Origin of the sequence: Brucella sp. HL-2 (assembly GCF_025846885.2) — a bacterium.
Lineage (GTDB): Bacteria > Pseudomonadota > Alphaproteobacteria > Rhizobiales > Rhizobiaceae > Brucella > Brucella quorumnocens.
This window is the reverse complement of the sequence record NZ_JAOYTK010000015.1, coordinates 48,098-66,609: the sequence shown is the minus strand read 5'-3', so window position 1 is coordinate 66,609 and position 18,512 is coordinate 48,098. Positions and strand designations below refer to the sequence as shown.

Here is an 18,512-nt window from a genome sequence, read left to right as displayed (position 1 = left end):
GTTTTTCAGAGCTGCTTTGGCGAACCATTTGCAACTGTAATGCATTGCATTCGCAAGAGAAAATTAAATGCGCGAAGTAAAAAACAGGGTTTCGAAATTTGGATTTTATGGGCTATAGAACGGCTATCGAAATGCTGCTTACCGGCCACGCCGGAGTGAATGCGCAATAGGCTTCTCGTTAGCCTGAACCCGCCAGTCGGGATAAGAATTTAAGTATCTGAAGGTTTGTGATGGACGCGAGTGTAAAAGTTCGGCGGCTCGCCGCTTGGTCGATTCCTGTTGCGCTGGGCGTAATGGGGCTGAAATATCTGGCCTATGCGCTGACCGGTTCCGTGGCCCTTTATTCGGATGCCTTGGAATCCATCGTCAATGTAATTGCAGCACTTGGGGCATGGTGGGCGATCAGCGTCAGTTATAAGCCAGCCGATGAGAACCACCCGTTCGGCCATCACAAGGCAGAATATATTTCGGCAGTTGTCGAAGGTGTGCTGATTACGATTGCAGCACTTTTGATTGCAAAAGAAGCATGGTCTGCGCTTGAGAATCCGCGTCAGCTTGATGAGCCATGGCTGGGCCTTGCGATCAACACAGGCGCTGCTGTCATCAACTGCTTATGGGCGCTGCTGCTCATTCGCACTGGTCGCAGTGCGCGTTCGCCTGCGCTGGAAGCAGATGGTCAGCACATTATGACTGATGTGTTTACGTCGGTCGGTGTTCTGGTGGGGCTTGTTGGAGCCGTCATTACGGGTTGGGCGATCCTCGATCCGCTGCTTGCCATTCTGGTTGCGATCAACATTCTCTGGCAGGGCTGGGGGGTTATCAATAAATCCGTACAGGGCCTGATGGATATCGGTGTCGAGCCTGCAGAGGAAATGCGGATTCGCGATGTGATTTCGGCCAATGCCGGTGGCGCAATTGAGGTTCATGATCTCAAGACCCGCATTGCAGGCCGCGTCACCTTCATCGAGTTTCATCTGGTTGTGGCTGCCGAAATGAGCGTGGGCGACGCGCACGTCATATGTGACCGAATCGAAGATGCACTGAAAATGCAGATCGAAAGCGCACGCGTTGTGATCCATGTTGAGCCGGAAGATGAGGCGAAGCTGCCGATAGGCACGAGTTCTGTGCCATTTGCCTAGAGCGCGTTTCGATCTGGTTTTATCAGATCGGCGCTCTAATCTTTATATTTGATGCGCATCCTATCCGAAAACCGCCGCGCACTTTTCGGGGTGCGCATGAAACAAATAGCGGCTTGCGTGTTTTGAACCTCGCGTGTAAAAGCGTGTCCATGGTTATGAAGAACGCAACATCTATGGAACATTCCGCAGCCGCTTCCAGCGCGCGCGTGAACGTTTGCGTTCTAAACTCGCTTCTTACCCTCGGCCTTAGCGGCGATCGCCGGGCTCGTTGAAAGGAGCGTCCGGCGGTCGATAACGATCCCGCCGACGTATGCTCCTTTCTCAAAATCCACATTTGAATTTTAAGACGAGATATCCGTGTCATTTGGGCAGTTAAGAACTGTCGAATAGGCCGGGAGGATGAGAAGACCATGAATCAGAACGTAAACACCTCGAATTCCGCCTCAAAACATGAGAGCCGAAACAAGGGTATGCCGGACGCGGCCGTAAAGTATTCGCCGTTTCCATTTCCAAAACTCGACGACCGTACCTGGCCTGCAAAACGCATTGAGAAAGCACCGATCTGGTGTTCGGTGGATCTGCGTGACGGCAACCAGGCCCTGGTTGACCCAATGGGCCACGACCGTAAGGAACGTATGTTCCGCTTGCTGGTCGATATGGGTTTCCCGGAAATCGAAATCGGCTTCCCATCGGCTTCGCAGACCGATTTCGACTTCTGCCGCTGGGCAATCGAGCAGGGCGATACGCCTGATACAGTCGATTTGCAGGTGTTGGTGCAGTGCCGTCCTGAATTGATTACGCGCACATTTGAATCGTTGGAAGGGGCTAAGACGCCGATCATCCACTTCTACAATTCGACCAGTGAATTGCAGCGTCGCGTCGTGTTCAACAAGGACGTCAAGGGCATCAAGCAAATTGCTACCGATGCTGCAAAGATGATCATGGACATGGCGGCAAAGGCGGGTGGCGGCTATCGCTTCCAGTATTCACCGGAAAGCTTTACCGGCACCGAATTGGATGTAGCGCTAGAAATCTGCAACGCCGTGACCGAGATCGTCAAACCGACGTCTGAGAACAAGCTGATCCTGAATCTGCCATCGACTGTCGAAATGAACACGCCGAACGTCTATGCCGATCAGATCGAATGGATGTGCCGCAACCTCGACAATCGCGAAAACCTGATCATTTCACTGCATCCGCATAATGACCGCGGTACGGGCATTGCTGCGACCGAGCTGGCCTTGATGGCGGGTGCTGACCGTGTCGAGGGCACGCTGTTCGGTAACGGCGAACGCACCGGCAATGTCGATGTGGTGACGCTGGCGCTCAATATGTACACGCAGGGCATCGATCCAGAGCTGGATTGCACTGACATCAATCGCATGAAAGATGTCTACGAATATTCGAACCAGCTGAAAATTGCGGAGCGTCATCCTTATGTGGGTGAGCTGGTTTATACAGCTTTCTCAGGCTCGCATCAGGACGCGATCAACAAGGGCATGAAGGTTCGCAAGACCGCTAATTCGCCGGTCTGGGAAGTGCCTTATCTGCCAATCGATCCGCAGGATGTCGGTCGTTCGTACGAAGCGATCATCCGCATCAATTCTCAGTCGGGCAAGGGCGGTATAGCTTACATTCTTCAGGCTGACTATGGCTTGAACCTGCCGCGTAATCTGCAGGTCGAGTTCCGCGAAATCATCCAGAACATCACGGATGAAGAAGGCAAGGAGCTGCCATCCAAGCGCATTCATGAAGAGTTCCAGAAGCTCTATGTCGAGCAGACGGAAGGCCGTATCAAGTTTGTGGATCACCATACCTATCCTGACCCAGAGCAGAAGGGTCGCCGTATCCTGACCGCTGAAATCACCGATAACGGCGTGACCAAGAATATTGAAGGTAAGGGTACAGGCCCGATTGATGGCTTCATTGATGCGCTGTCGAAATATCTCGGCGTGAAGATGTCGATTATCGATTATTCGGAGCATTCGCTAAAGCAAGGGTCGGACGCAGCCGCTATCTCTTATGTCGAAGTCGCCTATCCGGACGGCAAATTGTTCGGCGCCGGTATCAACGACAATATCGTGAGTGCCTCGCTTGAAGCAATCGTTTCAGCTGCCAATCGTGTCATTGGTAAGTAACAGAAACCTTATGTTAAAGAGAAAAGGCGGCACAAAGTGCCGCCTTTTCTCTTCTAGAGTTAGAGTGACCTTTAGTGCCGAAAGAGGCGCACGGCGCACTAGAGCGTGTCGCGTTTAATCGCACTCATGGTGCTCGCTCTAGATACTTTTAATTGTCGCATGTTCGCGAAAGTTAAATGAATCCATTTAACTGCGACATGCTTCTAATAAAGTTCCTGCTCTGAAAGCTTGATGATGCGCTCGCTCTCATCTTCGATGCCGTGTTGTTCCCAATGGCACAGCCAGCCGCCTTGCGGCTTACGGTCGATGTTGAAGATATTGTAGCGGGCAGGCGGCTTATGCCCGCCGAAATTCTGGCTGGCAGATGGCACGCAGATAACTGGCACTTTTCCGTTGGGCCCATCAATGTCGTAACGGGTCGCGAGATGCGTATGGCCATGAATGACCAGCTCGGCACCATGCTTGCGAATGACCTTTTGAAACCTGCGAATACCATAAAGCCGCTTATGCGTGGGGGTTGCACCATGGATCGGTGGATGGTGGATCATCACAATGCGGAAAAGTCCCCGTGCGCCTGCCTCATCGAGCGCCGTGGCCAGACGCTTGGCCTGTGCGGATTTAAAATCACCACTGGCCATGAAGGGAGCTGTCGCGCGTGCAGAGGAGACGCCGATCATTGCCACGGGCCCGCGTTCTCGCATATAGGGGAATATCGGTCGCTCGTCGTGGTTGTCTATGCCATCGCCGCGCATCCATGGTTCCCATTTACGGCAGGATTTGTCGAGCGCACCTGGAACATAAGCATCGTGATTGCCGGGCACAACGGAAACATCGTCGGGGTTGCCGAGGCCGGCAAGCCAATCATGGGCGATATCGATTTCCAGATTAAGCGCCAGATTGACAAGATCGCCAGTGACCGCAATATGATCGGGGTTCTGCGCCAGCATATCGGCAATCAGGCTGTCCAGCACTGTGCCGTGCATTGCGTTCTTACGGTTTCGCAGCCAGTTGATATAGCCGGTAATACGTTTTGACGCCAACTCGCGATAGCGAATACGTGGCAGAGGTGACAGGTGGATGTCTGAGATATGGGCAAGCCGAAACATATAGTCGGTGTACTGTATTATTATTTAATCCGAAACCGTGTTTAGCGACTTTTTGTTGATGTATTTGTAGCACTGTTCGAAGAACAGAATATTTTGTCCGCATTTGCCTAACGCAAAACCTCTATGCAGTTTTGTTGGAAATGCTCTTGGAGTGACGGTATGCGCTTCCGCCATTTTTTGTTTCATACATACTTCTTAATGAGGCGTCCAATGACGTTGGGCGTCAGAGCGATTGTTTTCGATGAGAAGAAAAACTCCGTATTTCTGGTGAAGCATACTTACGTGCCCGGTTGGCAGTTGCCCGGTGGCGGTGTTGATAGCGGCGAGACATTCGGTCAGGCGCTTGAAAAGGAATTGCGTGAGGAGGGTAATATTTACCTCACTGGTCGACCAGAGCTTTTCGCCCTTTACAAGAATGCACATGCCTCAAAGCGAGACCATGTGGCGCTTTATGTCTGTCGGGCGTTTGAGCAGGCGGAGCCCAAACAGCGAGACAGAGAAATAGCGGAAGCAGGTTTTTTTCCGCTGGACGATCTGCCAGAAGGCACGACGCCTTCAACAAAACGGCGCTTGCAGGAAGCGCTCCATGATCTCGAACCGCTGCCAACGTGGTAATGAAAGGGCGCTTTCGCGCCCTTATTATTAGAGATTAGAAGCGGTAGGTGATACCCGTACCAATCAGCCAAGGATTGAGCTTGGCCTTGCCGCTGACCTGAGTGCCGCCAGCCAGTGTTGCGTCGAATTTTGGTTCGAGGAACAGCTTCTTCACATCGAAGTTGATACCCCAATGTTCATCGATCATGTAGTCGAAACCAACCTGAAGCGCGCCACCAAACGTGTTCTTGACCTTGAGATAATCGACGCCAGCCGCATCTTGATTAAAGAACATGGTGTAGTTCACGCCTGCGCCGACATATGGCTTGAATGCGCCAAAGTTGGTGAAATGATACTGCATGGTCAGGGTTGGAGGCAGCATCCAGACTTTGCCGATCTTGCCCAAACCTTCAATGGAACCCGTGCCATTGATATTGGCATAGGTCGTGCCGAGGATGAGTTCAGCGGCCAGATTGTCGGTGAAGTAGTAGGTGATATCGAGTTCTGGTGTGATTGACTTCGAGTAATCGAGGCCAGAGCCATCAACGCCGTTCACATAGCCCTTGTTTTCGGCAATGACGCCTAACGCGCGCACACGGATCTGCCATGGCGTCAAAGCCTGTGGGACGGCAATGATCTCGGTTGCTGGCTGGGCGACGATCGCATCAGCGGCGAATGCGGCTGGTGCTGCAAAGGTCAGCGCGGTTGCGGCCAGAAGCCCTTTGGCAAAGCGGTTCATCATTCTCTCCTTCAAGTCTTGGGTAGTGATGCGGGCAATCTGAACCGCGTCGCGAGACGCCCCATTGATCAAGATCAAAGAGGCGCCCAAGATTTGAGGAAGTACTGATGTTCCAGTCAGACTGTTGCAGGAAAGGCTCAGTTACCTATTCTAGAGAGTGTCGCGTTTAATCGCACCCATGGTGCTCGCTCTAGATTCTTTTAATTGTCGCATGTTCGCGAACGTTAAATGAATCCATTTAACTGCGACATGTTTTAGCTCGATCATGCGGTGATGAGAAATCGATATCCGGACCAAGCGGAACGATGCCTGTAGGGTTGATCGTCTTGTGACTGCGGTAATAATGGCCCTTGATGTGCTCCATATTGACGGTCGGTGCCACACCGCGCACCTGATAGAGCTCGCGCGTATAGTTCCACAGGTTCGGATAATCAGCGATGCGACGCAGATTGCATTTGAAATGGCCGACATAGACCGGGTCAAAGCGCAAGAGCGTCGTGAACAGACGCCAGTCGGCTTCTGTCAGGCTTGAACCCGTCAAATATCGTTGTGTTGAAAGCGTATCTTCCAGTTTGTCGAGTGCATTGAACAATTGGCCGAATGCTTCTTCATAGGCATCCTGTGTGGTGGCAAAGCCCGCACGATAGACGCCATTGTTGATGTTCGGATAGATGAAGTCGTTCAGCGCATCAATCTGGCTGCGTAATTGCTCTGGATAAAAATCAAGCGACGCATCACCAAACGCATTAAAAGCGGTGTTGAGCATACGAATGATTTCCGCAGACTCGTTGGAAACGATGGTCTCGCGCTGCTTGTCCCAAAGCACAGGCACGGTCACGCGACCCGAATAATGCGGGTCGGCCCGGGTGTAGATTTCATGCAGGCGCTTTGATCCATAAAGCGCGTCACCTGTGCTGCCTGTCGTTCCAAAAAAGGTCCAGCCTTCTTCCACCATCAATGCATCCACCACCGATACGGAAATAACATCTTCAAGCTTTTTTAGGGCGCGGAAGATCAGCGTGCGGTGCGCCCACGGACAGGCGTAGGATACATAGAGATGATAGCGGTTGGGCTCGGCCTTAAAGCCGCCTTCGCCGCTTGGGCCTGCACTGCCATCTGCTGTGACCCAATTTCTGAACTGCGATTTTGAGCGTTCGAAGCGGCCTTTGGTGTTTGCAGTATCATACCAGACATCGTGCCACTTGCCGTCTACCAGTAGTCCCATGTGATTTCTCCTTTTGATAAGGAAAATAGTGGGAAAACTGCCATTTGACAGCCTCTCAAGCCGTGAACAGTGCGTAACGGTGCCAAAAAGGTAAGTCGGAGCCTCCATTTTGAAAGAAATTGTTTTACCTCTAACCAATTTGGTGCTAGGCAACTGTCAAATTGCGGCATCATCCATTTTCCCGCCGCGAAGGAGAGAACTATGACCGGAATGCGTTTCATCCGACGATGAAATTAGAACTGTGCTCAACGCGCGCAGAATGCATTCCATTGGCTTCATTTGGCCGTCGACTTCTCCTTAGGCAATTTTACCCATGCAGCAGCTTGAACTGACCTACGCGCAGGAAGATCCTGCGCACGACATCGAGATCGAAGACATGAATGCAGAAGCATTCGGCCCCGGTCGTTTCACCCGTGCAGCGCATTTTATTCGGGAAGGCGGTCCCCACGACCACAACCTGTCTTTTGTTGCGCTGATGGGCGGTATCGTGATCGGGTCGCTGCGTATGACGCCGGTTGTCGTTGGTAAGACGCCAGCCTTGCTGCTGGGACCTCTTGCCGTACGGCCAGATTGGAAAAAGCGCGGCATCGGTGGCACTCTGATGCGGATGTCACTGGAAGCAGCCAAGAATGCGGGTCATCAACTGGTCATTCTTGTCGGGGACCAGCCTTATTATGGGCCGTTCGGATTTAATATGGTGCAGCCGGATTCGATGATTATGCCTGCGCCAGTCGATCCTCGGCGGATGCTCGCTTGTGAGCTTGCTCCCGGTGCGCTGACTGGCGTCAGCGGCATCGTGCGCCACGCCAATAGAGCATAGCGCGGTGTTCGCGAAGACGGTTTAACGCCCTTCGCGATACCACATGCTACCGAATATGAAGAGCAGTGCGGCGAGAGCCGCCAGGCCAGAGAACAATGGCAGGCGATTTACGCTCTTTAGCTGGGTGTCCGATGTCTCACGCAGACCGATCCAGTCGTTGCCGCTTGCAGAGCGACCAGCGCCGACAGCCGTGATAGCGGGTACCTGAATCGAGCTGTTGGCACTTGCATGCACGCGATGAACCGATCCGCCGGTCGCATCGGCAAGTGTCTTCAAATGATCTGGTGTGGAGATGCTGTCCAAAAATTCAGGCGCGTCGACCGGCCCCACGTGGGCAAGCGTTTCATAGTCGCCGTTTTTAATGCGGAAGATACCGATTTCGTCGGTCTGCAACGTAGCATCAAACAGGCCCGGTTTGTTTTGTGTGAGATTGACTTGCAGTTCTTTGCCGGAAGGCGTGGTGACTGAAGCTGTGCCGGGATTGTCGCCCATCGTCTGACGATGAATGGTCAGCGTGCGACCATTGCCGCCAGCGGTCAGGGCTTCTTCTTCAAGTTCCGGTTCCTGCATCAGCCAGTGGGCGATACGGCGATAGAGTGCGGCATAAGGGCCGCCACCTTCAAATCCACGCGCCCAGAGCCAACCCTGATCAGACAGGAACATGCCGACGCGGCCCTTGCCAACACGGTCGAGTACTAGAAGCGGCTTGCCGTCGGCCCCACTCATGACGGTTTCACCGCGCGGTTGGCCAATATCGATGGTACGGAACCAGCGGCTCCAATGTGGGGGCTCCTGGTCACTACCATCAAGACCACGCGTGACGGGATGGCGTTTGCCAAGATCGGTCAGGCGCGGATAAAAGGCCTTTTCCGTGAGAGTGCCGGTCGGCATCGCGGGTAGGGCGCTATAAAGCGGTGTGCGCGCAATCGACATGTCGCCCGCATATTCGGGACCAGCGGCGACCAGCAAAGCGCCGCCATTTTCCACATATTGCGCGATATAATCATAGTAAAGCAGCGGCAACACATCACGATGCTGATAGCGATCAAGAATGATGAGATCGAACTCATTGACCTTGTCGACGAAAAGCTCGCGCGTTGGGAAGGCGATCAGAGAAAGCTCATTTATCGGTGTCCCGTCCTGCTTTTCAGGTGGGCGCAAAATGGTGAAGTGGACGAGATCTACTGCTGCGTCAGATTTCAGGAGATTGCGCCATGTGCGCTCACCATTGTGCGGTTCACCCGATACGAGCAACACACGCAGGTTCTCGCGAATGCCGTCGACTGTGGCGACCGCACGATTGTTGGCATCCGTCACTTCGCCGGGAAGGGTTGGAGTGACAATCTCAACAATGTTGACGCCTGCGCGCGGCAGTTCGATGGTGACAGGGGTCTCCTGACCGACCTGTGCCTGCTCTTCACTAACGGCTTCTCCGTTGACGCGAATTTCCACAGGAGCAGAGCTTCCAAGGCTCTTGCCTTCATCGATGACGGTGAAAGACATTTCCATGGGCTTGCCGCTGATGCCATAGCGCGGAGCTTTGTTGAAGCGAATGCGGCGGTCAAATTCGTCCGGTTTGCCCGTAACCAACGCATGAACGGGTGCATCGAAGCCAAGGGCATTTTTGTTGGCCGGAATGTCGTGCACCTGACCATCGGTGATCATGATTGCGCCAGCCACGCGTGACGGTGGCACATCCAGCAACGTGCGGGCGAGTGGGCCGAACAAACGGGTCGCATAACCGTCTTCGTTCTCGCCCGGCTGTGCTGCTTCAACCACGCGCGTTTCAAACTGCGGCATGGTTGCAAGCTGGTCCTGCACGGCCTTAAGAGCCGCATCTGTATCAGCCCGACGGTTGCCCAGTTCCTGGCTCTGGCTGCGATCAACAACAAGGGCGACGACGCTTTTAAGCGGCTCACGTTCTTCACTGATGATCACGGGATTGAGCAGTGCCAGCGCTAGGGCTGCTGCTGCAAGCAAACGGATGAACCCACCGCGCATGCGAAAGACAATCGTTGCCAGTATGAGCAATGCTAGTGGGACCAGAATGCCAATGAGCCATGGCAGGGAGAGGAACGGTTCGAAATCGATATTCATGTTCATCACCCTAATTACCAAGCCGCTCAAGCAGGGCCGGAACATGGACCTGATCGGATTTGTAATTGCCGGTGAGCATATACATGACAATATTCACGCCGCCACGGATCGCATAAATGCGCTGCATTGGATCATTCGGTACTGTCGGCAACATCGGGTTGCCTTGTTCGTCCACTGCCCATGCACCTGCAAAATCATTAGCAGTGATCATGATCGGTGAAACACCGTCGCCTGTGCGCACAGGCCTGTCCTGTGCTGCATTGGTGGGCGCGGTTGCCTCTACCCAAAGCGGGCTGCCTTCATAGCGACCGGGAAAATCCGGCATGATAAAGAAGGATTTGGTTAGCACATGATCGTCTGGTACAGGCTCAAGTGCTGGAACATTCATACCGTTGAGAATGGCACGTAAGCGTTGGTTGGCTGGTGACGCAGCCGGATCAAGACTAGCGCCTGCCTGCAACTGGTCACGCGTATCGAACAAAACCGTGCCACCCTGCTGCATATAGGCGTCAACCTTGGCGATGGCCTCGGGACTTGGCATTTGGGCATCGGGATCAATCGGCCAATAGATCAGAGGATAGAATGCGAGTTCGTCCTTGGCAGGATCGACACCGATCGGATCACCTGGTTCCAGTGCTGTCTTGTCCAACAGAGCAAAGCTTAAACCGCGCAGGCCTGCTTTGCTGATATCATCGGTCGCGGCATTACCAGTGATGATATAGGCCAGATGTGTTTTCGAGACAGAGTTGATAATTGCCTCATCGCCCGGCTTGCTGTCGTCATGCGTTTGCGGCTCTTGCGCGCGCGCTGAAGGGGTCGCTGCGGGGATCAGACTGATGGCCGAGGTTGCTGCAATCAATATAGCGATACCTGCAACTTTCGAACGAATTTTCATACGGCGGCGGAATGCACCACGCAGCCAAAGCATCAGCAATGTGTCAAGAGCCAGCAGCATGGCGGCTGCCGCGAAAAATGGGCCGCGCAGCGAAATCGATTGATCAGCACTGTAAGATGTCGGGGTTATACCGACAGAAAGTGCAGGTTGGCTGATTGGCTGAAGCTTGATGTCATTACCCTCGAAGATATTCAATGCTTTCAGACCGTCTTCATTGCCGTAAAAACCGGGCGGCGTGTTGATACTCACATCGGGCAGTTTGTCTTTTTCCACAATCAAGGGTTTTGCTTCCGATGATGGAGGTGCCAGTTCACCAGACGCCGAAAGGAGTTGGAACGGTGGCAGCGAAATGGATTGCTGATTATCTTGTGAGCCCATGCGCTGCGACAGCGTTACGATGCGGCGCAACATATCGACAAACGACCCGGAAATCGGCAGGCTCGACCATGTTGCATCAGGTGAAATGTGGAAGAGCACGACATTGCCGCGACCGCGACTCTCGCCGGTAACAAGTGGTGTTCCGTCTGCCAGCGTCGCATAGGCCTTGTCGTTGAGATCGAAAGACGGTTCAGCGAGAACCTGCCGGTTGACCGTCACATCATCAGGAACAGAAAGGCCAGAAAAGGGGCCTTTCTCGGAAAATGAACGTAGTTTCTGAGGCTCTGACCATGACAAGGTACCACCGAGTGCGCGTTCTCCCTTGCGAAGACGGACAGGCAGTAACGGATCATTTTCGCTGGCACCTGCCAAGCGAGGTCCGGCAAAGCGGACCAGCGTACCACCATCCTCGATCCAGCTTGCAAGCTGTTCTTCAACGGGCTTAGGCAAAGTGCCGATGTCGGCCATGATCAGAATGGACGGCTTGGCATCCAGCAATTCCGGTATCGTCTTCATCAGATCCGCGGAACGCGGTTCGATCAGATTGGCAAAGGGTGACAGCGCACGCGAAATATAATGAAGCGGAGACAGTAGCGGTTGCGCGAGATCCCCATCACCGCTGGCCAGAAGGCCAATGGTTCGGCGTTCTGAACCGGCATCAATAAGGCGCACGGCAGCTGCCTGTTGAACTCCATCGACACGGATCAAGCGGAAATCGTTGCGCAGTTCCACCGGCAGGCTAAAGCGGGCGGTGCCCGCCTTGCTACCCACCGCGAAGGATAACGGGGCTTCCGCGATACGTCGGCCTTTGTCGTCGTACGCTGAAGCCGTGAGCGTGCGAGGTATGGCTATGCCGTCGGGACGAATGGCTATGGCTTCAAGACTGTCGGCCTTATTCTCAATGCCGGTCAATGCAAAAACGTGATTCAGATCAGCGGCATACCAAAGGACAGAAGCGAGGCGATCATTCTCATCGAGCTTTGTGAAAGCGTCTTTATCGGTGGCCTGCGCCAAGCCATCATTCATGAAAGCCAGGCGGATTTTCTCTCCCTGTGGCACAGTCAACGCAAGGCGGTCCAGTGTGGCTTTACGATCAACGGGGATGGGGCGCGGCTGCAAGGCTTGCAGGCGCTCGGTTGCGCGATTGCCGTCATAAGGGCCGATCTCAGCATTTGCAGGTTCTGCGGTTCCAAGCACATAAATTTGCGTATTGGTGGTCCCGGCATCTGCAATCAGCTTTTCCGCAGCTGTTACACGCTGTGTCCATTCTTCGGCTGATGCCCAACCATTATCAATAACGATTGCCAGCGGTTCTTTGCCGGAAAGCGCGATAGGGCGCGGGTTCCAGACCGGCGAAGCAAGGGCGAGAATAACTGTTGCTGCGATCAGAAGACGCAGAAGCGTCATCCACCATGGGCTTTTGGACGGCACTTCTTCACGTTTGAAGACCTGTGCAAGAATTCGCAGCGGCGGGAATGTTTCTTCCTGTGGGCGTGGTGGCGTCATGCGCAGCAACCACCAGATAACCGGCAGTGCGATAAGGCCAGCCAGAATTAACGGCGATCCGAATGCGAGCGGAAGAAAATTCATGTGCGCGAGCCTCCCCAAGAGGGGCCTTGTGAGGACGCGCTTAGAGCATCATGCAGTCTCGACAGTGCCTGTGTGGCGGGTGTGTCGGTACGATGCACTGTAAAGCTCCAACCAAGACGTCTGCAAAAATCTGCCAGCGTATCCCGGCGGGCTGTATAAAGGCGACGATAGTCTTCAGCATAGGTTTCGGCGCGGCCTGCGACCAGAGTGGTACCCGTTTCAGGATCGCGAAACTCGGTGCGACCGGAATAAGGGAAAGTTTCCTCTGCGGGGTCTGCAACTTCCATCAAATGCGCGCGCACGCCACGGCGCGCCAAATTATCGAGCAGTTCCGTCAACTCATCCAATGGGTGCAGGAAATCGGAAATGAGAACCACTTCGGAAAAGCGGCGTATCTGATCAATGTCGGGTAAAGGTCGAATGGAACTATCATGCATCAGGGCGCCCGCCAGACGTTCCGCACCATTGCGCGCCGAAAAGGGTTGCAACAAGGATGGAAACGCGATGCGTTCGCCGGAGCGGGAGAGTAGTTCTGCCAGAGCCAAGGTGAGTACAAGCGAACGCGCTTCTTTTGAAACAGGCGAGAGCTGCGAGCGATAAAGCATGGAGGGTGAGAAATCGCACCACAGCCAGACGGTATGTGCCGACTCCCATTCGCGGTCACGCACATAGGTATGATCGTCTCGCGCTGAACGTCGCCAGTCGATGTGCGCGAGCGATTCGCCCTGTACATAGGGTCGGAACTGCCAGAAGTTTTCGCCGGGACCGCGCTTGCGGCGGCCATGCCAGCCGTTCATCACAGTGTTGACGACACGCTGCGCTTCAACCAGCAGATCAGGAATACTGGATGCCCGCGCACGTGCACGAGCCAGCGTATCCTTGCGATCTGACGATGAAACTTCCGCGCCGATCACCATTAGGCAGCAGCCTTCACCAGATTGGCAATGACATCGCGAACATGCATACCATCGGCGCGCGCCGCAAAATTCAGCGCCATACGATGCTGCAGAACGGGCTCGGCCAATGCTTTCACATCATCGATGGATGGCGCGAGACGACCCTCGTAAAGTGCACGTGCACGGGCGCAGAGCATCAGTGCCTGGCTGGCGCGTGGTCCCGGTCCCCATGCGATGTGCTTTTGAGCATGATCATTGTCTGCATCGGGCCGTGCTGAGCGTACGAGTTTCAGGATAGCATCGACGACGCTTTCGGAAACCGGCATGCGACGCACAAGCGCCTGCATCTGACGTAGACGGTCCGCATCGAGAATTGAATAAGCCTTCGCCTCAGTTACGCCTGTGGTTTCAAGCAGGATACGACGTTCAGCGTCCAGTTCAGGATAGAGAATATCGATCTGCATCAGAAAGCGATCAAGCTGAGCTTCGGGCAGAGGATAGGTACCTTCCTGCTCCAGAGGGTTCTGCGTGGCAAGCACGTGGAACGGGGCTGGCAGGTCATAACGCTGACCGGCAACGGTCACGTGATATTCCTGCATGGCCTGCAAAAGGGCGGACTGGGTGCGCGGCGAGGCACGGTTGATTTCGTCAGCCATCAGAAGCTGGGTGAAGATCGGCCCCTTGAGATAACGGAAGGAACGGCGACCGTCTGGGTCCTGCTCCATCACTTCGGAACCGATAATGTCGGAGGGCATCAGGTCGGGCGTGAACTGGATGCGCTGGCCCGACAGGCCAAGAACAGTTCCCAGAGTTTCGACAAGTTTCGTCTTCGCAAGGCCGGGCACGCCAACGAGCAGCGCATGACCACCCGCGAGAATGGCTACGAGTGCGCGTTCGATGACGCTTTCCTGCCCGAAGATAACCGTGCCGATATTTTCCTTGATGCGAGCGATGTCAGCGAGGGCGCGTTCGGCTTCGGCAATAATTTCATTGGAAGCGGTTGGTGGGGTAGCGGCTTCGGGCGTAACAACAACGCTCATAGGGACCTCGCAATATTTCCGCTTATGATTTGGCGGAGAACCGGACTTAAGGCGACTGCCTCTGAAATTTAAATCGCACTATAATGCTGACAAGCCGTGAAACGGTGACTATTTCATGACTCTAAGCATTTTAATCACATTCGAGCAGGAATAACCGAGTCGGATGACAAAAAGCACCCCTAACGGCAAACAAGAGCCGCAAAGTTCAATGAAGGCGGCTGCAAGTACCAGCGGACTGGAAGCTCTGATTGCGCGCGCCCACGCTGATGCGCATAGCGGCCCAGCGACGAATGAACGGGGAATTCCGCCTGTGGAACGCTGGAACCCTGAGTTTTGCGGCGATCTGGATATGGAAATTCGCGCAGATGGCACCTGGTTCTATATGGGAACACCCATTGGACGCCCTCAGCTTGTGCGACTGTTTTCGACCGTCTTACGCAAGGACGAAGACGGAAAAACTTATCTTGTAACGCCGGTGGAAAAAGTCGGAATCCGGGTGGAAGATGCGCATTTCCTCGCTGTTGAAATGCAGGTTTCGGGCGAGGGAGAGGGGCAGAAGCTGATTTTGCGGACCAATGTCGGAGATGTGATCGAAGTGGGTGATGAGCATCCACTACGCTTTATCCTCGAAAAGGAAAGCGGTGGTCTCAAACCTTATGTGCTTGTTCGCGGTCGATTGGAAGCATTGCTGACTCGGGCTGTGATGTATGATCTCGTAGCGCTTGGCGAAGAGATCGAAGTCGATGGCGTGACGATGTTTGCGGTGCGTTCAAACGGCGTGGTTTTTCCAATCATGCCTGTCGATGCACTGGAGGCCGCACTGCAATGAATAACCGTGCATCTCATCTGTTTCCGGCGTTTTCAGCGGGTGATTTTGCCGAGCGCGTGCGCAACTGGCAGCCGGATCATGATGATCTGACTGGCGATCATTTGCTGAATCCAGAATTCACGCAGGCCATGGTCACGTCGAAAATGCGTGATGCCGCCGTGCTCGTGCCGGTGGTGGATCGTGGACCAGAAGCGACATTGTTGCTGACGCGACGCACTGAAAAATTGCGCAAGCATTCTGGTCAGATTGCTTTTCCGGGTGGTGCGATCGACCCTGAAGACGGTACGGCTGAAAATGCAGCGCTACGAGAGGCCAATGAGGAAATCGGTCTTATCTCCGAACGGGCAGAAATCATCGGACATATGCCGCGCTATCTGACCGGCAGCGGGTTTTCGATCACCCCTGTTCTGGCGGTCGTTAACACGCCATTCGATGTTTATCCCAATCCAGACGAGGTCGCGGACATCTTTGAAGTACCGCTTTCATTTCTCATGAACCCTGCCAACCATCGGCGCGAAAGCCGACTGTTCAACGGTGAGGAACGTTTTTATTACGCAATGCCATATCACGAACGATTCATCTGGGGCGCGACCGCAGGGATCATTCGCGGACTTTATGAAAGGCTCTACGCTTGAGCGAGACACTCATTCATTCCATCAATATTTCTAGCCGTGCCGACTGGCTGAAGGCGAAGCCACTTCAGGCGCTTTTTGCAGCATTGAACCGTGATGGTGGCGAGGCGCGCGTGGTCGGCGGAGCTGTGCGCAACACGCTGCTGGGTACAAAAGTCAGTGATATCGATTTGGCCACCACGCATCTGCCGCAGGATACTGTACGACTTGCTAAGGAAGCAGGCTTCAAGCCCGTACCGACTGGTATTGAGCATGGCACGGTGACGGTTGTCGTTCAGGGACAGCCGTTTGAAGTGACAACATTGCGTAAGGATATCGAAACCGATGGTCGCCATGCAAAAGTGGCTTTCGGTACCGACTGGAAGACGGACGCCGAACGACGTGATTTTACGATCAACGCGCTTTATGCAACGGTTGATGGCGAGGTCATCGATTTTGTCGGTGGGCTGGCTGATATCGAAACGCGGACGCTGCGTTTCATTGGTGATGCTGAAGCGCGCATCCGGGAAGATTATTTACGTATCCTGCGCTTTTTCCGTTTCTTTGCATGGTATGGTTCGGGTCGTCCCGAAACCGATGGTCTGCGCGCCAGTGCGCGTCTCAAGGATGGCCTTAATCAACTTTCTGCCGAGCGGGTCTGGTCGGAGCTTAAAAAGCTTCTTGCTGCTCCCGATCCTTCGCGTGCGCTTTTGTGGATGCGGCAGGCTGGTGTCCTCACCGCCATTCTGCCTGAAAGTGAAAAATGGGGCATCGATTCAATCCATGGCCTGGTGCGCACGGAAGGCGATCTTGGCTGGCCTATAGATGCCTTGTTACGGCTTGAAAGTATGATCCCGCCCGATACGGCACGCGTCAATGCTATGGGCAAACGACTGAAAATGTCGAACGCAGAACGGGCGCGGCTCGAAGCATGGGCACGCACTGAAATTATCAAGCCGGAAATGTCTGAACAGGCGCTGAAAAAGCTCGTTTATCGTGGCAGCAAGCAGGCGGTCCTGGATCGCATTCAGCTCAGCTATGCTCAAGCACGCAATGAAGCGATCGGCAGTGATGAGGCCATGATCCGTGCGGGCGGTTTTGCCCGCCTGCTTGACGCTGTTCAAAGCTATGAAGCGCCGGTGTTCCCGGTTACGGGTGTCGATCTTCTTCGCCTTGGCTTCGAGAAAGGCCCCGTTTTGGGCGAAAAGCTGCGCGAGTTGGAAACTCTCTGGATTGACTCAGGTTTTAGTCTTGACCATGAAGCGCTTCTGGACAAACTTGATCGCAATAAAATGAACGATTGACGGTTGATTATACAAAATCATGCCGCGATTTTCTGAGTTTATATCGTACGTTCGGTTTTAAGCGCCTGATTTGAAAGAGCAATGAATGTCCACTTCCGATACATCGACTTCGCAGAATACGGCCACTGACCCCAAGCAGAATTTTGGCACGGACGGTATCGCACCTATGGAGCGTCCGGGTGCGGTTACACGTTTCTTCATGGGAATTGTTGCATGGGCGGAGCGGCTTAATCTCAAATACGCAAAGCTTGGCAATCCGCCAGTATATGACAATGCTATTTTCCCATGGGTGGCAGAAGTCGAGAAGGCATATCCGGCTATCCGTGCGGAGCTGGAAAAGGTTCTGCTGCGCCAGAGTGAATTGCCGTCCTTTCAGGATATTTCCTCAGACGTGAAGACAATCTCGACGGATAATCATTGGAAGACGTTCTTCCTGCTTGGTTTTGGCGTGAAGTCGGAACAGAACGTTCGCGCGTGTCCCAACACATGGAATGCCGTGCAGAAAATTCCGGGCCTGACCACTGCTATGTTCTCGATCTTTGAACCGGGCAAGCATCTGCCGCCGCACCGAGGCCCTTACAATGGCGTGTTGCGTTTGCATATGGGCATGATTGTACCGGAGCCTGCCGACAAGCTCGCGATCCGGGTCGATAAACAGGTCTGCCATTGGCAGGAAGGCAAGGTTCTTATTTTCGATGATGCCTATGAACATGAGGCATGGAACCATGCCGACCATACGCGTGTGGTGTTGTTTGTCGATTTCGTAAAGCCGCTGAAGTTTCCAGCCCGTTTCGTAAATTGGGCTTTGATGAATCTTGCAATCTTTACGCCCTTCATCAAGGAGGGGTTGGACAACCACAATGAGTGGGAAAAGAAGTTTTATGCGGAGGCTGAAAAGCTCCGCAACCAGCCAAAAGCCTGAACGATTTGACTTCAAGCTACAGCACTCTTAAATAATCTTCGGGAGGGCTCTTGAGCCCTCCCGTCATATGTACCCACGGTCAAATCTGGGTCTGCGTTAAGAGGAATTGTTGATGCTGGAGATTGTCGGAAGCCTCTGATCGTTCCGAATAACTGCGCGGTTTAATCCACGCAGATGTTCAGGGACGGA

Annotated in this window: 15 protein-coding genes; 8 read left to right on the top strand and 7 right to left on the bottom strand. The window is 53.9% G+C overall.

The window, feature by feature from the left end:
* The first annotated feature begins 230 nt into the window (after nucleotides 1-230).
* Nucleotides 231-1,139, top strand: coding sequence for a cation diffusion facilitator family transporter (locus OIV19_RS16105; protein WP_095447127.1), 909 nt, complete (start codon nucleotides 231-233; stop codon nucleotides 1,137-1,139).
* Nucleotides 1,140-1,549: 410 nt separating this feature from the next.
* The gene (leuA, locus tag OIV19_RS16100) at nucleotides 1,550-3,277 is read left to right on the top strand and encodes a 2-isopropylmalate synthase (RefSeq protein ID WP_095447126.1); all 1,728 of its coding nucleotides are present in this window, start codon (nucleotides 1,550-1,552) and stop codon (nucleotides 3,275-3,277) included.
* A 203-nt stretch (nucleotides 3,278-3,480) separates the two neighbouring features.
* On the opposite strand, the gene OIV19_RS16095 is transcribed toward leuA, so the two are convergent.
* Nucleotides 3,481-4,383: a metallophosphoesterase family protein gene (locus tag OIV19_RS16095; RefSeq protein WP_264232247.1), complete on the bottom strand. Its 903-nt coding sequence runs from the start codon at nucleotides 4,381-4,383 to the stop codon at nucleotides 3,481-3,483.
* A 159-nt stretch (nucleotides 4,384-4,542) separates the two neighbouring features.
* On the opposite strand from OIV19_RS16095, the gene OIV19_RS16090 reads away from it, so the two are divergent.
* Nucleotides 4,543-4,998, top strand: coding sequence for an NUDIX domain-containing protein (locus tag OIV19_RS16090; protein WP_095447124.1), 456 nt, complete (start codon nucleotides 4,543-4,545; stop codon nucleotides 4,996-4,998).
* Between the two features lie 34 nt (nucleotides 4,999-5,032).
* Here the strand turns inward: OIV19_RS16090 and OIV19_RS16085 are convergent, their stop codons facing one another.
* Together OIV19_RS16085 and OIV19_RS16080 are read right to left on the bottom strand one after the other, a co-directional pair.
* A complete protein-coding gene (locus OIV19_RS16085) occupies nucleotides 5,033-5,716 on the bottom strand; it encodes an OmpW/AlkL family protein (RefSeq protein WP_095447123.1) in 684 nt (227 codons plus the stop codon).
* Nucleotides 5,717-5,954: 238 nt separating this feature from the next.
* Complete coding sequence (locus OIV19_RS16080; protein ID WP_095447122.1) at nucleotides 5,955-6,941, bottom strand: glutathione S-transferase family protein; 987 nt, start codon at nucleotides 6,939-6,941, stop codon at nucleotides 5,955-5,957.
* A gap of 313 nt (nucleotides 6,942-7,254) precedes the next feature.
* Between OIV19_RS16080 and OIV19_RS16075 the strand changes: the two genes are divergently transcribed.
* The gene (locus tag OIV19_RS16075; protein WP_095447121.1) at nucleotides 7,255-7,761 is read left to right on the top strand and encodes a GNAT family N-acetyltransferase; all 507 of its coding nucleotides are present in this window, start codon (nucleotides 7,255-7,257) and stop codon (nucleotides 7,759-7,761) included.
* Nucleotides 7,762-7,782: 21 nt separating this feature from the next.
* Here the strand turns inward: OIV19_RS16075 and OIV19_RS16070 are convergent, their stop codons facing one another.
* The 4 genes from OIV19_RS16070 to OIV19_RS16055 are packed head-to-tail and all read right to left on the bottom strand — an operon-like array spanning nucleotide 7,783 to nucleotide 14,657.
* Nucleotides 7,783-9,858, bottom strand: coding sequence for a hypothetical protein (locus OIV19_RS16070; protein ID WP_264232246.1), 2,076 nt, complete (start codon nucleotides 9,856-9,858; stop codon nucleotides 7,783-7,785).
* 10 nt (nucleotides 9,859-9,868) lie between these two features.
* Nucleotides 9,869-12,721, bottom strand: a complete 2,853-nt coding sequence (locus tag OIV19_RS16065) for a DUF4159 domain-containing protein (protein WP_264232245.1) — start codon at nucleotides 12,719-12,721, stop codon at nucleotides 9,869-9,871.
* Entirely contained in the window at nucleotides 12,718-13,638 is a 921-nt protein-coding gene (locus OIV19_RS16060; protein WP_264232244.1) for a DUF58 domain-containing protein, read from the bottom strand. Before OIV19_RS16060 ends, OIV19_RS16065 begins: the two co-directional genes overlap by 4 nt.
* Entirely contained in the window at nucleotides 13,638-14,657 is a 1,020-nt protein-coding gene (locus OIV19_RS16055; RefSeq protein ID WP_264232243.1) for an AAA family ATPase, read from the bottom strand. The genes OIV19_RS16060 and OIV19_RS16055 overlap by 1 nt, the downstream gene beginning before the upstream one ends.
* Nucleotides 14,658-14,820: 163 nt before the next feature.
* Here OIV19_RS16055 and OIV19_RS16050 point away from each other — a divergent pair, with 163 nt between their 5' ends.
* The 4 genes from OIV19_RS16050 to olsC all read left to right on the top strand — a co-directional run bounded on the left by OIV19_RS16050 (nucleotide 14,821) and on the right by olsC (nucleotide 18,323).
* Entirely contained in the window at nucleotides 14,821-15,486 is a 666-nt protein-coding gene (locus OIV19_RS16050) for a DUF1285 domain-containing protein (protein WP_095447117.1), read from the top strand.
* The gene (locus tag OIV19_RS16045) at nucleotides 15,483-16,121 is read left to right on the top strand and encodes a CoA pyrophosphatase (RefSeq protein WP_264232242.1); all 639 of its coding nucleotides are present in this window, start codon (nucleotides 15,483-15,485) and stop codon (nucleotides 16,119-16,121) included. The genes OIV19_RS16050 and OIV19_RS16045 overlap by 4 nt, the downstream gene beginning before the upstream one ends.
* Before the next feature lie 11 nt (nucleotides 16,122-16,132).
* Nucleotides 16,133-17,401 carry a CCA tRNA nucleotidyltransferase gene (locus OIV19_RS16040; RefSeq protein WP_498831055.1) on the top strand — a complete coding sequence of 423 codons (1,269 nt, stop codon included), beginning with the start codon at nucleotides 16,133-16,135 and terminating at the stop codon, nucleotides 17,399-17,401.
* Between the two features lie 85 nt (nucleotides 17,402-17,486).
* Nucleotides 17,487-18,323, top strand: a complete 837-nt coding sequence (olsC, locus tag OIV19_RS16035; RefSeq protein ID WP_264232240.1) for an ornithine lipid ester-linked acyl 2-hydroxylase OlsC — start codon at nucleotides 17,487-17,489, stop codon at nucleotides 18,321-18,323.
* Nucleotides 18,324-18,512: the final 189 nt, after the last annotated feature.

Bases quoted from the DNA above. Each gene is read 5' to 3' on its own strand.
- OIV19_RS16105 (WP_095447127.1), top strand. From the start codon at position 231: ATGGACGCGAGTGTAAAAGTTCGGCGGCTCGCCGCTTGGTCGATTCCT.
- leuA (WP_095447126.1), top strand. From the start codon at position 1,550: ATGAATCAGAACGTAAACACCTCGAATTCCGCCTCAAAACATGAGAGC.
- OIV19_RS16095 (WP_264232247.1), bottom strand. From the start codon at position 4,383: ATGTTTCGGCTTGCCCATATCTCAGACATCCACCTGTCACCTCTGCCA.
- OIV19_RS16090 (WP_095447124.1), top strand. From the start codon at position 4,543: ATGCGCTTCCGCCATTTTTTGTTTCATACATACTTCTTAATGAGGCGT.
- OIV19_RS16085 (WP_095447123.1), bottom strand. From the start codon at position 5,716: ATGAACCGCTTTGCCAAAGGGCTTCTGGCCGCAACCGCGCTGACCTTT.
- OIV19_RS16080 (WP_095447122.1), bottom strand. From the start codon at position 6,941: ATGGGACTACTGGTAGACGGCAAGTGGCACGATGTCTGGTATGATACT.
- OIV19_RS16075 (WP_095447121.1), top strand. From the start codon at position 7,255: ATGCAGCAGCTTGAACTGACCTACGCGCAGGAAGATCCTGCGCACGAC.
- OIV19_RS16070 (WP_264232246.1), bottom strand. From the start codon at position 9,858: ATGAATATCGATTTCGAACCGTTCCTCTCCCTGCCATGGCTCATTGGC.
- OIV19_RS16065 (WP_264232245.1), bottom strand. From the start codon at position 12,721: ATGAATTTTCTTCCGCTCGCATTCGGATCGCCGTTAATTCTGGCTGGC.
- OIV19_RS16060 (WP_264232244.1), bottom strand. From the start codon at position 13,638: ATGGTGATCGGCGCGGAAGTTTCATCGTCAGATCGCAAGGATACGCTG.
- OIV19_RS16055 (WP_264232243.1), bottom strand. From the start codon at position 14,657: ATGAGCGTTGTTGTTACGCCCGAAGCCGCTACCCCACCAACCGCTTCC.
- OIV19_RS16050 (WP_095447117.1), top strand. From the start codon at position 14,821: ATGACAAAAAGCACCCCTAACGGCAAACAAGAGCCGCAAAGTTCAATG.
- OIV19_RS16045 (WP_264232242.1), top strand. From the start codon at position 15,483: ATGAATAACCGTGCATCTCATCTGTTTCCGGCGTTTTCAGCGGGTGAT.
- olsC (WP_264232240.1), top strand. From the start codon at position 17,487: ATGTCCACTTCCGATACATCGACTTCGCAGAATACGGCCACTGACCCC.